This is a genomic window from Phenylobacterium sp. FG114 (assembly GCF_057809855.1).
Genome location: NZ_JBMDKU010000011.1, coordinates 108,228 through 122,395, shown reverse-complemented (window position 1 = coordinate 122,395; position 14,168 = coordinate 108,228). Strand labels below are relative to the sequence as shown.

Sequence of the window (14,168 nt, the reverse complement as noted above, 5' to 3'; positions counted from 1 at the left end):
GTTTTCCGCCTAACGGCGTTCCGCCGGGGACCTAAGGCCTATGACCGCGCTGTCCGAGCGCAAGATCGCGATCGTCCGACACTTGGTGGAATCCGCGCCCGACCGGGTGGTGGGCAGCCTTCGCCAGGCGTTGGCCGATACCTCGGACCACAGCGCCCTGGGCGGCGTGAAGCGTCTGGTCGAAGTCGAGGTCTACGACCGCACCCTTCGCAATGCGATCCTGCAGCCGGTCGCGCCGATGTGCGTTGGCGCCGGCGACGACCCGCACCGCCTGACCTTCCCGTCGCGGGTCCTGGGCCTGCTATGGCGGGCGGTCCGCAACATCGAGATCGACGCGATCGCCGAGGTGCGCGAGGCGCCCGAGCGCGACACGCCGGCGCATCTGGTCGTGGTCGCCGAGGACAAGGTCACCGCCACGGCGGCGGCCGGCGTGCGGTCGCGCGACTCCGACGCCTTCCGCCAGGCCGCCGAGCTGTGCGACCAGGCCCGCGACGGCGGGGCCGAGCTGCTGGCCGCCTGCCTCGACATCGCCCCGGTCGTGCGCCGCGCCACCCAACGCCTGCCCGAATGGCTGGCCCATCCGGGCGGCGAGACCGCGGCCGGTGCTCGCCTGGCGTACAAGGACGCTGTCGCGATCGATGGCGAGGCCGGCCCGCGCTTCTTCCAGATGCTGGCCGCCCAGATGGTCCATCCTTGGATGATCCTACGGGTCATCTCGGCGGTGATGGATAAGCCGACCGAGCGCTATCTGGCGGATTCCGAGATGGCCGGGTTCGGCGAGGGGCTGCTGGCCGACATCGATGCGGCCGTCGCTGTCATCGGCGGCCTGAAGGGCGAGGCCGGTCCGCCGGCCGCGCGCGCGGCGGCCAAGTCGGTCGAGCTCATCGTCCAGCAGATCATGGAGCTCGAGACCTGCATCGATCTCCAGCGGGAGTCGGGGTGGGGCCAGCGTGTCCAGAAGCAGCGCGGCAGCCTGGCCGGCGTCGTCGAGGCGCGCCTGCGCGACGCCGAGAAGGCGACGATCGAGGCCCTGCCGATGTTCGCGCCCCGCAACCAGCGGGTCCGCCGCCAGGTCCCGCGTCTGACCAGCCCGCCCGAGGACCGGCAGGTGGCCGCCGCCATGACCCTCCTCTCGTTCTCGGACGAGCTGCGCAGCGCGGCCAACTACGGGGGCTTCTCCTCGGTCCGCAACAAGATGGTCGAGAAGCTGGGCGAGTACATGGACCACTACGTGGACGAGGTCATCGACCTGGTCCGCACCAACGATGTGGAGGACGTGCAGGTCGCCGCGGCCTTCCTGTCGTGCGCCGCAGAGTTCGAGGCGCTGTTGCGCGGCGCCAAGGCCAGCGAGATCGTCCGCCGCCGCGCCCACGCGGTGCTGCATCCCGACCCTTCACATCAGCACGACGGCTAAGAGTCACACTCGCGCCCGGCGCCGCTTTCCGCTACACGCGCGGCCATGTTCGTCTTCTGGGCTGTGGTTGGCGTCCTCACCGCCGCCGCGGCGGGCCTGATCCTGTTTCGCGCCGCCGGCGCCGCCGCCCAGGCCCAGGCCGCGGATCCCGCACCCGTCCTCTACAAGCGCCAGCTCTCCGAGATCGACGACCTGGCCGAGCGCGGGCTGATGGGCGAAGCCGAGCGCAAGGCCGCTCATGCCGAGGCCGCGCGCCGCCTGCTGGCGGCGGCCGATGCGCCGCAGCAGGCCTGGAGCGCCGACCCCAAGGCGCGCCGGATCGTGCTGCTGGCCCTCGCCGCCGCGCCGGCGCTGGCGCTGGGCCTCTACCTGTCGCTGGGCTCGCCGGGCCTGGGGGACCAGCCGTTCGCCGCGCGCCTCGACCGCTGGAGCCGCTCCGACCTGTCGACGCTGACCGCGCCCGAAATCGCCGCCGTCCTGCGCCAGGCCACCGCCAAGCGCCCGAACGAGGCCGAAGGCTACCGGCTGCTCGGACTGGCCGAGGGCGCGTCTCAGAACCCGGTGGCCGCCGTCCGCGCCCTGCGCCGCGCCGCGGCGCTGGCGCCCGAGCGCGCCGATATCTGGCAGATGCTGGGCGAGGCCGAGGTGTTCGAGGCCCAGGGCAAGGTGGACGCGGACGCCCAGGCCGCCTTCGCCCGCCTGCTGGCGCTGGACCCTGCGAACGCCACCGCCCGCTACTTCCTGGCCTCGGCCAAGGCCGACGCCGGCAAGACCGCCGAGGCCGCCGCCGATCTCAAGGCTTTGCTGGCCGACCTGCCGTCGGACGACGCCGAGCGCCGCGCCGCCGTGGAGCAGGCGCTCGCCAAGATCGAGGGCAAGGCCGCGCCGGTCACGGCCGATCCCCAGCAGCTCGCTATGATCCAGGGCATGGTCGCCGGCCTCGCCGCCAGGCTGGATGCGAATCCCGACGACCCGGAGGGCTGGGTGAGACTGGTTCGCGCCTACGCCGTCCTGGGCGATACTGACAAACGCGACGCCGCCTACGCCAGCGCCAGGGCCCGTTACGCCCAGCGCCCGCAGGTGACGCAGCAACTGGACGAGGCCGCCCGAGCGGAGCCGATGCGATGAGTTTCCTGCCCAAGTCCCGCAAGGCGCGCACGCGCCTGCTCCTGCTCTCGGTCATCGCGCCGGTGGTGGCCGTGGCCGTCGGCCTGACGCTGTGGGGGATGCGCGACTCGATCTCGCTCTTCTACACGCCGTCGCAGGCCGCGGCGGCCAAGCCCGAGCCGGGCCGGGCCATCCAGCTTGGCGGCCTGGTGGCCGCCGGTTCGGTCGTGAAGCATCCGGATGGCCGGGTGGAGTTCACGGTCCAGGACAAGCTCGCCGCCGACCGGGTGCACTACCAGGGCGACTTGCCCGACCTGTTCCGCGAAGGCCAAGGGATCGTCGCCGAGGGCCACTACCGCGCCGATGGCGTGTTCGAGGCGAAGCGCGTGCTGGCGAAGCATGACGAGACCTACATGCCCAAGGAAGTGGCCGACGCCCTGAAGGAACAGGGCGAGTGGCGGGGCGAAGGCGCGCCGCCGCCTTCGTACGACGCCAAGCCCTACGGGAAGGCCCAGACCGGAACATGATCGCCGAAGCGGGCGCGTTCGCGCTGATCCTGGCGCTGGCGCTGTCCATCGCCCAGGTCGTCCTTTCGGTCGCCGGCCGCATCCGCCGCTCGGCGCCGTTGGCCGGGGCAGGCGAGGGTGCGGCCCTGGCGGCGTTCCTGAGCGTGGCCGTGGCCTTCGCGGCCCTGATGCACGCCTTCGTCGTCTCGGACTTCTCGGTGGCGAACGTGGCGGCCAACTCCCATTCCGAGAAGCCGCTGCTTTACCGCGTGGCCGGAACCTGGGGCAGCCACGAAGGCTCCATGCTGCTGTGGTGCCTGGCGCTCACCGGCTTCGGCGCCGCCGTCGCCGGACTGGGGCGCGACCTGCCGCGCGGCCTGCGCGCCATGACGGTCGCGACCCAGGGCCTGCTGGGCACGGTCTTCCTGGCCTACACGGTCTTCGCCTCGAACCCGCTCACGCGCTTGCTGACGCCGCCTGCCGAGGGCCGCTCGCTGAACCCGCTGCTGCAGGACCCGGCGCTGGCCGTCCACCCGCCGTTCCTCTACGCCGGCTATGTCGGCATGTCGGTGGTGTTCTCGCTGGCGGTGGCCGCCCTGGTCGAAGGCCGGATCGACGCGGCCTGGTCGCGGTGGGTCAGGCCCTGGGCGCTGGCCGCCTGGAGTTTTCTCACGGTCGGCATCACCCTGGGCTCGTTCTGGGCCTACTACGAGTTGGGCTGGGGCGGCTGGTGGTTCTGGGACCCGGTGGAGAACGCCAGCTTCATGCCCTGGCTGATCGCCACGGCGCTGCTGCACTCGGCCGTGGTCACCGAGAAGCGTGGCGCGCTGGCGGGCTGGACCGTCTTCCTCGCCCTGGCGGCCTTCACCTTCTCGATGCTGGGCGCCTTCCTGGTGCGTTCGGGCGTGCTGACGTCGGTCCATGCCTTCGCCGTCGATCCGACGCGGGGCGTGCTGCTGCTGATCATCCTGGCGGTGACCGCGGGGCTGGGGTTCAGCCTGTTCGCCTGGCGCGCGCCGACCCTCAGCCAGGGCGGGATGTTCGCGCCCGTCAGCCGCGAGAGCGCGCTGGTGCTCAACAACATCCTGCTGGCCGCGGCCACCGCCACGGTGCTTCTCGGCACGCTCTACCCGCTGATCCGCGAGGCCATGAGCGGTGAGGCGATCTCGGTGGGGCCGCCCTACTTCAACCTGACCTTCACACCGCTGATGGTGGCGCTGTTGCTCATCCTGCCCGCTGGGCCGCTTCTGGCCTGGAAGCGTGGCGACGCCAGGGGCGTGGTCCAACGCCTGTGGATCGCGCTGCTGGTGAGCGCGGCGGCAGGCCTTCTGGCGCTGGCGGTGGTCAGCCCGAAGAAGGCGTTCGGCGTCCTGGGCGTGGCGCTGGGCGGCTGGCTGATCGCCGGGGCCCTGGCCGAGATCGTGGAGCGCACGCGGGCGTTCCGCGTCCCCGCGGCGGAGACCTGGCGCCGGCTCACCGGACTGCCGCGCGGCGCCTGGGGCATGACGCTGGCGCACCTGGGACTGGGCGTCTTCGTCCTGGGCGCGGTCTTCGAGACCACGTGGAAGGTGGAGGCGGCCGAAGCCCTCTCGATCGGGGGCTCGCTCGACGTCGGCGCCTATCACGTCAGCCTCGACGCCGTGACGCCGGTGGCCGGGCCCAACTACGACGCCGACCGCGGGACGATCACCGTCACGCGGGACGGCCAGCCGGTCTGCAAGGTCGAGCCCGAGCGGCGGCTCTACACCACCGGCGGCCAGACGACCTCGGAGGTCGGGCTCTGCTATCGCGGGCTCAGCCACGTCTACCTCGTGCTGGGCGAGCGGCGGGACGGCGGGACGTACTTGGTGCGGGCCTACTGGAACCCCTGGGCCAGCCTGATTTTCCTGGGGCCCGTGATAATGGGCCTGGGTGGGCTGATCTCGCTCTCGGATCGCCGGCTGCGCCTGGGCGTCGGAAGGCGTCGGGAGAAGGCGGCGTGAGGCTGCGCCTGGTCCTGGCCGCGCTTGCGGGGATGGCCTGCCTTGCGGCGGCGTCCGATCCGGCGGAGCGGCTGCCCGACCCGGCGCAGGAGGCCAAGGCGCGCGAGATCTTCCGCGATGTCCGCTGCCTCGTCTGCCAAAACGAATCGATCGACGACAGCGACGCCGACCTCGCGCACGACCTGCGGCAGATCGTGCGCGAGCAGGTGAAGGCCGGGAAGAGCGAAGACCAGATCAAGGCCTTCCTCACCGACCGGTACGGTGAGTTCGTGCTGCTGAAGCCCAGCTTTTCGTTCGGCAACCTGGCCCTCTGGGGCCTCCCGTTCCTGGTGGTGGTCGCAGGCGGCGCGCTCTTGGTCGCAAGGTTGCGGAACCGTGCGCCGGATGCGGAGCTTGATGATGATGAGTCGGCGCGCGTGCAGCGGCTGATCGAGGACGAAACACCCTGACACGATCCCGCCCAATATTGGACGTGAAGCCGCGCGTAGGGTGACCTAAACGTAACTTGAGAGGCGTTGCACTTCCGTGCATCCGACCTAGGTTGTTTGGGCGCGAACCGTATCCCCACAGGGGTCGCGCAGGGAAACGAAGGCTGATGACTTCCAAGAAGACCGGTTACCTCCTGGGCGCTGTCGCTGGCGCCGGCGTCATGGCCGCCGCGGTCGCGGGGGCTGGCATGCAACTCCCCGCCGCTCACGCCCAACTCCCGAACGGCGGGCTGATCAAAGCCTCGACCGCTCCCATTTTCGCGCCGCCGCCGGGCGCGCCCATGTCTTTCGCCGACATCTTCGACCGGGTCTCGCCGGCGGTCGTGTCGATCAATGTGACCAGCCGGGTCGACACCAGCGCGCTGCGCCAGATCCCCGGACTGCCTTTCGCCCTGCCGGGCCCCACCCCGCGCGGCGGTGGTGACGACGACGAAAGCGACGGCGATCCGGGCGGCCGCAACGAGCGCGGCCAACCGCGCCTGCCGACCCAGCAGTCCTCCGGCTCGGGCTTCTTCATCTCGGCCGACGGCTACATCGTCACCAACAACCACGTGGTCGAGAACGCCGAGACCATCAAGGTCGTCCTGAAGGACGAGACCGAGCTCGACGCTGAGGTAGTGGGCCGCGACGAGGCCACCGACCTGGCGGTGATCAAGGTGAAGGGCCGCGCCGGTCCGTTCCCGTTCGTCAACTTCGAGAACGCCGGCAAGCCGCGCGTCGGCGACTGGGTCATCACGGTCGGCAACCCGTTCGGCCTGGGCGGCACGGCCACCGCCGGCATCGTCTCGGCCTACGGCCGCGACATCGGTGAGACCTTCGTCGACTACATCCAGATCGATGCGCCCATCAACCGAGGCAACTCGGGCGGGCCGACGTTCGACGTCTACGGCCGCGTCATCGGCGTGAACACGGCGATCTTCTCGCCGTCGGGCGGCTCGGTGGGCATCGGCTTCGCCATTCCGTCCGAGGTGGCCGAGAGCGTCACCAAGCAACTGATCAACGGCGGCAAGATCGAGCGCGGCTACATCGGGGCCACGATCCAGAACTTCACCAGCGAGATGGCGGAGGCCCAGGGCCTCGAGAACCAGAAGGGCGCCATCGTCGCCGACATCTCGCCCGGCGGCCCCTCGGCCCGCGCGGGCCTGCAGGTCGGTGACGTGGTCACGGGCGTGAACGGCGTGGCCGTAAAGAGCTCGTCCGACCTCACCCGCCAGGTGGCCCGCGTGCGCGCTGGCGAGAACCTGAAGCTGGACGTCATCCGCGACGGCAAGCGCCAGGCGATCAATGTCCGCTCGGGCGTTCGTCCGTCCGAACGTGAACTGGCGGCCAACGACAACAGCGGCGCGGCGCCCGGCGCGCGACCGGGCGCGCCTGGCGCGCCAGCGGCCCGGGCCCCGGTGCTCGGCATGTCGCTGAGCCCGCTGGACGAGCCGGCCCGCAACCGCCTGAACCTGCCCGCCGACGTGCGCGGCGCGGTCGTGGACAACGTCGACCAGTCCTCTGACGCCGGCTCGAAGGGCCTGCGCCGCGGCGACGTCATCACCCTGGCCAACGGCCGGGCGGTGGCCCAGCCGACCGACCTGGCCGCCATCGTCGACGCCGCGAAGAAGGCGGGCCGGACCAGCGTGCTGGTGGGGGTCTACCGGAATGGCCGCACCGCCTTCCTGCCGATCAAGGTTTCGGGGTAGTTTCCCAGCCTGAACGGGATGGGAATCAGATGCGGATCCTGATCGTCGAGGACGACCTCGAGGCGGCTGAAGCCATGGCGCGCGGCCTCACCGAGGCCGGCCACGACTGCACGCGCGGGGCCGATGGCGAGGAGGGCCTGGCCCACGCCCGCGACGGCGAGTTCGACGTCATGGTCGTCGACCGGATGATGCCCAAGATGAACGGCGTCCAGCTGGTGGAGGCCCTGCGCCGAGAGGGCGACCGCACGCCCGTTCTGTTCCTCTCGGCCCTGGGCGAGGTCAGCGATCGCGTCGACGGCCTGCAGGCCGGCGGCGACGACTACCTGGTCAAGCCCTACGCCTTCCCGGAATTGATCGCCCGCATCGAGGCCCTGGCTCGCCGCCGCGACACCGGCTCGGTGCAGACCCTGCTCAAGGTGGGCGAGCTGGAGATGGACCTCATCGCCCGCACGGTCCACCGCTCGGGCAAGGAGATCGACCTGCAGCCGCGCGAGTTCCAGCTGCTGGAGTTCATGATGCGCCACGCCGGACAGTCCGTGACGCGCACCATGCTGCTGGAGAAGGTCTGGCACTACCACTTCGATCCGCAGACCAACGTGATCGACGTCCACATCTCCCGCCTGCGGTCCAAGATCGACAAGGGCTTCGACCGCCCGATGCTGCAGACCGTGCGCGGCGCGGGCTATCGGCTCGACGCCTAAGGAACCGAGCGCGTGGCCATGCGCATGCCGCGCATCTTCCGGACGGCCCCGTTCCGGCTGACACTGCTCTTCGTGCTGCTGTTCGCCAGCGCGGCCTTCGCCTTCCTGGCCTACATCTACGTCGCCACCGCCGGTGAGGCGACGCGGCGCACCGACCAGGAGATCCGGCGCGAGATGCGTTCGCTGGTCGACGTCTACGACCGGGCCGGCGTCGACGCGGTGAACCAGTCGCTGATCCAGCGGGCGGCCAGCGAGAAGCCGTTCCTCTACCTGCTGCTCACCAAGGACGGTCGCCGCATCTCGGGCTCCATCGAGGAGAGCCCGGTCGAGGATTTCGCCGGCGAGCCGGCCTGGGCGACGTTCCAGGTGACCGACGTCGACGCCCAGGGCCGCGAGGTGAAGCATCCGGCCCGCGGCCTGCAGCAGAAGCTGCACGGCGGCGAGATCCTGTTCGTCGGCGCCGACGCCGGCGAGGACGAGGCCTATGTCGCCCGCGTGGTCCGGGCCCTTTGGGCCTCGGTGGCGTTGGTGGTGCTGCTCGGACTGGCCGGCGGCCTGCTGGTCAGCCGCAACGTCTCGCGCACCATGGTCGACCTGATCAGTGTGGTGGAGCGGGTGCGCAACGGCGAGCAGGGCGTGCGCGCTCGGGTGCGCGGCGCCCGCGACGAGTTCGACGAACTGGCCCAGGGCGTCAACGACATGCTGGATCGCCTGGAGCGGTCGATGCAGGGCCACAAGCACGCCGGCGACGCCATCGCCCATGACCTGCGCTCTCCGCTCACCCGCCTGCGGGCGCGGCTGGAGACCGCCTACATCGACGTCGAGGCCGGCAAGGGCAACGCCGAGGAGGCGCTGGCCCAGGCGCTGGACGACACCGACGGCGTGCTGAAGACGTTCGGCGCGGTGCTGTCGATCGCCCGCCTGCAGGCCGCCGGCCAGGCGCCGAACCCCACCCTGTTCGATCCCGCCGAACTGGCCGCCGACATCAGCGAGCTGTACGAGCCCTTCTGCGAGGAGAAGGACATCGAGTACGCCGCCGAAACGGCGAAGGACCTGACCGTGCGCGGCAACCGCGAGTTCCTGGCCCAGGCCCTGGCCAACATCCTCGACAACGCGGTCAAGTACACGCCCCCCGGGGGCGCCATCATGCTGCGCGTTCGCCGCCGATCCTCGGGCGAGGTGGAGTTCTCGGTCACCGACACCGGACCCGGCGTGCCCGACGAGGACCGCGAGCGCGTCATTCAGCGCTTCGTGCGCCTCGAGAACAGCCGCAACCAACCCGGCGCAGGCCTGGGGCTTTCGCTGGTGGCCGCGGTGGCGGAGGCGCACGGCGGACGGCTGGAACTGTCGGAGGGTCCCGGCAAGGTGGGCGAAATGGGGCCCGGCCTGCGCGTGGCCTTCATCCTGCCGCGGGCCTAGGTTCACCGCATGATCCTCGCCGACGCTCTCAAGCCCTGCGGCCCCGTGCTTGACTCCAAGGCCGCGGAACGCGCGCGCGAAATCGTGGCCGACCGGGTCTGGACGCCCGGCCTGGAGCGGGCCTGGCCGGCGCTGGCGCCCGTGCTCGGGGCCTCCCCATACTTGGCGAGTCTCGCGCGGCGAAACCCGGAGCGGCTGGCCGCGCTCCTGGCCGACGACCCCGATGCGCGCCTGGCGGACATCTTGCGCCGCACGCAAACCGTTGCCGAGCAACTGCCGGAGCAGGCGTCGGAACCCCTGCGGCTGCTGAAGCAGGAATTGCACCTGCTGACCGCCCTGGCCGACCTGGGCGGCGTCTGGGACCTAGACCAGGTCACTGGCGCGCTCACCCGTTTCGCCGACGCGGCGGTCACGGCTGCGCTGTGGTCGGCGGCCCGCGGCGAGCTGGACGCCGGGCGCCTGCTGCGGCTGGGGCAGGGCGAGCGGGGGCCCGTGCCCGGCTGGTTCTGCATCGCCATGGGCAAGCAGGGCGCCTTCGAGCTCAACTATTCCAGCGACATCGACGTCTCGGTCTTCTTCGAGCCCGAGGCCCTGGCCGAGGTCCTGGCCGACGACGTCGAGGTCCAGGCCTTCGCCGTGCGACTGACCCACCGGGTCTCCGACCTGATGCAGGCCAAGACAGGCGATGGCTACGTCTTCCGGATGGATCTGCGGCTGAGGCCCGATCCCTCCTCCACGCCGCCGGCCGTGCCGGTGCCTGCGGCCCTGGAGTATTACGAGACCGTCGGCCAAAACTGGGAGCGGGCGGCTTTCATCAAGGCCCGGCCCTGCGCCGGCGACGTGGTGGCCGCCCGGGCGTTCCTCGGCGAACTGATCCCCTACATCTGGCGCAAGAACCTCGACTTCGCCGCCATCGCCGACATCCATTCGATCAAGCGGCAGATCCATGCCCACAAGGTGGACGAGCGCGTCTCGGCCAAGGGCGTAGACCTGAAACTGGGCCGCGGCGGCATCCGCGAGATCGAATTCTACGTCCAGACCCAGCAGCTGATCCTGGGCGGCCGGCACCCGGAACTGCGCAGCTCGCGCACCTTGGACGCCCTGCAGGCGCTGGCGGACGCAGGCCATGTGACCCGCGGAACTGCCGCCGAGATGGCCGCCGCCTACCGATGGCTGCGAGCCGTCGAGCACCGGATCCAGATGCTGGAGGACGAGCAGACCCACAAGCTTCCCGAGAGCGATGGCGACCGGAAGCGGGTGGCGGCCCTGGCCGGCGATGCGCCGCTGCGCAGCTTCGACGCCGAGGTCACGCGCACGCTGAAGGCGGTGAACGCCCGCTATGGTGAGCTGTTCGCCGAGGAGGAGCAGCTTTCGTCGCGGTTCGGCAGCCTGGTGTTCACCGGCGTGGACGACGACCCGGAGACGCTGGCGACCATCGCCCGCATGGGCTTCTCGAACCCGCCGCGGGTCTCCCAGACGATCCGGTCGTGGCACCACGGCCATGTCGCGGCGACCCGCACCGAGCGCGGCCGGGAGCTGTTCACCCGCCTGGCGCCGCGCCTGCTGGAAGCGGCCCAGGCGACGGGCGCCTCGGATGTCGCGTTCAACCGCTTCTGCGACTTCTTCGGCGGGCTTTCCACGGGCGTGCAACTGCAGTCGCTGTTCCTCGCGCAGCCCAAGCTGTTCGAGCTTGTCGTCCAGGTGCTGGCCTTCGCACCGAAGCTCGCGGCGACGCTGTCGCGCCGCCCCGCGGCGATCGACGCCATGCTCGACCCGGACTTCTTCGAGGCGATCGAGATCGGCACGGAGCGCGCCGACATGCGCCGGGCCGTTTCGCGGGCCGACGGGTTCGAGGCGGCCATGGACGTGGTGCGCCGCCTGCATCGCGAGCAGGCCTTCCGCGTCGGCGTGCAGGTGATGAGCGGCGCGGCCACCGCCGAGGTGGCCGGCCGCGCCTTCGCCGACCTCGCCGACCTCTGCATCGAGACCCTGGCGCCCGCGGCCCTGGCCGAGACGATCCGGATGGGCGGCGACTTTCCAGGCGACGTCGCCGTGGTGGCGCTGGGCAAGTGCGGCTCGCGCGAGATGAGCGCCAGCTCCGACCTCGACCTGATGACGCTGTACCGCGCGCACGATCCGGCGGCGGCGTCCGGGATCAAGGGCTGGGACGCCTCGGCGTTCTACGGCCGCTTCACACAGCGGCTTATCGCGGCGCTCTCCAGCCCCACCGCCGAGGGCCAACTCTACGAGGTGGACATGCAGCTCCGCCCCTCGGGCACCAAGGGGCCGGTGGCGGTGAGCTTCGCCGCCTTCGGCCACTACTACGAGGGCGAGGCCGAGACCTGGGAACTGCTGGCCCTTACTCGGGCGCGGGTGGCGTGGGCCACGTCCGAGGCGTTCGCGGCCGACGCGCAGGGCGCCATCGAGGCGGCGCTGCGCCGGCCGCGCGACGCCCGGAAGACGGCCAGGGACGTGCGCGAGATGCGCCAGCTCCTGGAGGACGAGCGGCCGCCGAAGGGCGACTGGGACCTCAAGCTCTCGCCCGGCGGGATGGTCGACATCGAGTTCGCCGCGCAGTTTCTGCAGATCGCACACGCCGCCGCCGGCGGACCTCTGTCGCCCAACACCGCCAGGGCCCTGGACGATCTGGGCGCGGCGGGCCTGGCGGCGCCCGAGCCGCTGGCGGCGCTGCGCGAAGCGTGGCGGCTGCAGCAGGACCTGACCCAGCTGCTCAAGGTGGCGCTGGACGACAATCCCGACCCCGCCCAGGAGCCGAAGGCCTTCCAGGCGCTGCTGGCGCGGGCCGGCGGGGTGAAGACGCTGAAGGCGCTGCGGACGCGGCTGGACGCGGCGCAGGCCGATGCGCGGAAGGCCTACCTGGCGCTGGTGAAGGGCTGATCGGCGGCGGCGCATCGCGCGGCATCCTGGCGCCGCGCCACGTCAGATTCGGACGTCCTATGCGGCGGCGGCGTTTCCGGGCCGGGCGGCCGGCTGGCTCTGACTGACCGGCAGGGCGAAGCTGGCGACCGTGCCCTGTCCGGGCGCGCTCTTCAGGTCCAGCAGGCCGCCGTGCATCTCCACCAGGGACTTGGTGAGCGCCAGGCCCAGGCCGGTGCCCTGGGTGGTCTTTGAATGCTGGCTCTCGACCTGCTCGAACGGCCGCGCCAGCCGCTCCAGGTCCTGGGGCGAGATGCCGATGCCGGTGTCCTGCACGCTGATCCGCACGCGTTCGCCCAGGGCGTCGTCGCGCCGCTCGCCGCGAACGGTGACGCGGCCGCCGCGCGGAGTGAACTTGATGGCGTTGGAGAGCAGGTTCAGCAGGACCTGCTTCACGGCGCGATGGTCCGCCTCGACGTCGGGCAGGTCGACGAAGTCGAGGATCAGGCTCAGGCCCGCCGACTCGGCGCGGTTGCGCACCAGGCGCAGGGCGTCCTCGGCGATCTCCTCCACGCACAGCGGCTCGAAGCGCAGGGTCATCTTGCCGGCCTCGATCTTCGACATGTCGAGGATGTCGTTGATCAGCGCCAGCAGGTGCTGGCCGGAGCTTAGGATGTCGCGGGCGTAGTCGCGGTAGCGGGCGTCGCCGAGCGGGCCGTACATCTCGCCTGACATGATCTCGGAGAAGCCGTTGATGGCGTTCAGCGGCGTGCGCAGTTCGTGGCTCATATTGGCGAGGAACTCGCTCTTGGCCTGGCTGGCGCCCTCGGCGCGGATCTTCTCGGCCTCGTACTTGCGGGCCAGTTCCGAGAGCTGCTCCTGGCTCTGCTCCAGGTTGATGACCGCGCGGCGGAGCTCTTCCTCCTTGATCCGGCGGGCCTCTTCCTGGGTCTTCAGCACGGTGATGTCGGCGGCGGTGACCACGAGACCGCCCTCGGCCGTGGGACGCTCGGAGATCTGCACCCAGCGGCCGTCCGACAGCTCGGCCTCGCGCACGCCGCGCCGACCGCCGGGGGCCGGGTATTCCTGCCGGATGGCGAGGCGGGCGGCGCGTTCGACCTGCTCGCGGCCGACGCCGGCCTTCAGGACCTCGGGGTCGAGCTGGAAGTAGCTGCGGAAGTTCTTGTTGCACATCACGAGGCGGCCGTTGCGGTCCCACAGGACGAAGGCCTCGGAGGTGCTTTCGATGGCGTCGCGCAGGCGGCTTTCGGCGGACTGGGCGCGGGCCTGGGCCAAACGTTCCTCGGTGACATCAAGAGCGACGCCGATGATGCGGGCGAAGCCGCCTTCGGGGCTCTCGCCAAACCCGCGACCGCGGAAGTCGATCCAGACGGGCCGGGCGCCGGCGATGGGCGGCACGCGGAAGCTGACGTCGAAGTCGCCGTAGATGGCGGCGGTGGACAGCGCCTCGCGCATGTCGTCGCGGTGGCCGGGGGCGACGCGTTCCAGCACCTGCTGGCCGTCGACCAGGCCCGAGCGCCAGCCGAACAGGGAGGCGGTGACCTCGGACATGAAGATCTGGTCGGTGGCCAGGTCCCACTCCCAGATGCCGCAGCGCGCGGCTTCCACGGCCATCCGGAAGCGCTGCTCGCTGTCGTTGCGGGCGGCCTGTACGCGGTCGACGCGCCGCATCTCCTGAACCAGGAGAAGGCCCAGCGTCATGGCGGCGGCCACGGCGACGACCAGCCAGATCACCAGCTCGAGCCGGCTGGGGGCGAACCACCAGATGCGAGCCACCGCGACGGCGCCCAGCATCCCCAGCAGGATGACGGCGGTCAGGATGGCCGGGCGCGAGTGGCGGGACGCTCCGGGCACGCGCCCGCGACCGCGCCTTTCGGGCGTCACGCCTGCGAGATTTTGCCCCCCGCGTCCGGCCAAGGCCGCCGCTCCTTAAGTCTCCCGCCGGTCCGCGTCCCCGAACCGAAG

At 71.2% G+C, this 14,168-nt stretch carries 10 protein-coding genes; 9 read left to right on the top strand and 1 reads right to left on the bottom strand.

Translation table 11 applies throughout. The features are described from left to right. Positions 1 to 40 precede the first annotated feature (40 nt). From ACODSY_RS18450 to ACODSY_RS18410, 9 genes are all read left to right on the top strand, one after another. A complete protein-coding gene (locus ACODSY_RS18450; RefSeq protein WP_488953315.1) occupies positions 41 to 1,414 on the top strand; it encodes a hypothetical protein in 1,374 nt (457 codons plus the stop codon). Between the two features lie 45 nt (positions 1,415 to 1,459). Further along, a complete protein-coding gene (gene ccmI, locus ACODSY_RS18445) occupies positions 1,460 to 2,542 on the top strand; it encodes a c-type cytochrome biogenesis protein CcmI (protein ID WP_488953314.1) in 1,083 nt (360 codons plus the stop codon). Beyond that, positions 2,539 to 3,048: a cytochrome c maturation protein CcmE gene (ccmE, locus tag ACODSY_RS18440; RefSeq protein ID WP_488953312.1), complete on the top strand. Its 510-nt coding sequence runs from the start codon at positions 2,539 to 2,541 to the stop codon at positions 3,046 to 3,048. Before ccmI ends, ccmE begins: the two co-directional genes overlap by 4 nt. Continuing rightward, positions 3,045 to 5,009, top strand: coding sequence for a heme lyase CcmF/NrfE family subunit (locus ACODSY_RS18435; RefSeq protein WP_488953311.1), 1,965 nt, complete (start codon positions 3,045 to 3,047; stop codon positions 5,007 to 5,009). Before ccmE ends, ACODSY_RS18435 begins: the two co-directional genes overlap by 4 nt. Beyond that, positions 5,006 to 5,458, top strand: a complete 453-nt coding sequence (locus ACODSY_RS18430) for a cytochrome c-type biogenesis protein (protein WP_488953309.1) — start codon at positions 5,006 to 5,008, stop codon at positions 5,456 to 5,458. Before ACODSY_RS18435 ends, ACODSY_RS18430 begins: the two co-directional genes overlap by 4 nt. A gap of 146 nt (positions 5,459 to 5,604) precedes the next feature. Then, complete coding sequence (locus tag ACODSY_RS18425; RefSeq protein WP_488953307.1) at positions 5,605 to 7,185, top strand: Do family serine endopeptidase; 1,581 nt, start codon at positions 5,605 to 5,607, stop codon at positions 7,183 to 7,185. A 29-nt stretch (positions 7,186 to 7,214) separates the two neighbouring features. After that, complete coding sequence (locus ACODSY_RS18420; protein ID WP_488953306.1) at positions 7,215 to 7,886, top strand: response regulator transcription factor; 672 nt, start codon at positions 7,215 to 7,217, stop codon at positions 7,884 to 7,886. Between the two features lie 18 nt (positions 7,887 to 7,904). After that, entirely contained in the window at positions 7,905 to 9,305 is a 1,401-nt protein-coding gene (locus tag ACODSY_RS18415; protein WP_488953410.1) for a sensor histidine kinase, read from the top strand. Between the two features lie 9 nt (positions 9,306 to 9,314). Continuing rightward, the gene (locus ACODSY_RS18410) at positions 9,315 to 12,203 is read left to right on the top strand and encodes a bifunctional [glutamine synthetase] adenylyltransferase/[glutamine synthetase]-adenylyl-L-tyrosine phosphorylase (RefSeq protein ID WP_488953305.1); all 2,889 of its coding nucleotides are present in this window, start codon (positions 9,315 to 9,317) and stop codon (positions 12,201 to 12,203) included. 57 nt (positions 12,204 to 12,260) lie between these two features. Here ACODSY_RS18410 and ACODSY_RS18405 read toward each other — a convergent pair whose 3' ends face one another. Then, positions 12,261 to 14,057 (bottom strand): sensor histidine kinase, encoded by a 1,797-nt coding sequence (locus ACODSY_RS18405; RefSeq protein WP_488953304.1) that lies wholly within the window; start codon positions 14,055 to 14,057, stop codon positions 12,261 to 12,263. Positions 14,058 to 14,168 lie beyond the last annotated feature (111 nt).

What these genes read in the sequence shown, in the direction of transcription:
- ACODSY_RS18450 (WP_488953315.1), top strand. Translation starts at nt 41, where the DNA reads ATGACCGCGCTGTCCGAGCGCAAGATCGCGATCGTCCGACACTTGGTG.
- ccmI (WP_488953314.1), top strand. Translation starts at nt 1,460, where the DNA reads ATGTTCGTCTTCTGGGCTGTGGTTGGCGTCCTCACCGCCGCCGCGGCG.
- ccmE (WP_488953312.1), top strand. Translation starts at nt 2,539, where the DNA reads ATGAGTTTCCTGCCCAAGTCCCGCAAGGCGCGCACGCGCCTGCTCCTG.
- ACODSY_RS18435 (WP_488953311.1), top strand. Translation starts at nt 3,045, where the DNA reads ATGATCGCCGAAGCGGGCGCGTTCGCGCTGATCCTGGCGCTGGCGCTG.
- ACODSY_RS18425 (WP_488953307.1), top strand. Translation starts at nt 5,605, where the DNA reads ATGACTTCCAAGAAGACCGGTTACCTCCTGGGCGCTGTCGCTGGCGCC.
- ACODSY_RS18420 (WP_488953306.1), top strand. Translation starts at nt 7,215, where the DNA reads ATGCGGATCCTGATCGTCGAGGACGACCTCGAGGCGGCTGAAGCCATG.
- ACODSY_RS18415 (WP_488953410.1), top strand. Translation starts at nt 7,905, where the DNA reads ATGCGCATGCCGCGCATCTTCCGGACGGCCCCGTTCCGGCTGACACTG.
- ACODSY_RS18410 (WP_488953305.1), top strand. Translation starts at nt 9,315, where the DNA reads ATGATCCTCGCCGACGCTCTCAAGCCCTGCGGCCCCGTGCTTGACTCC.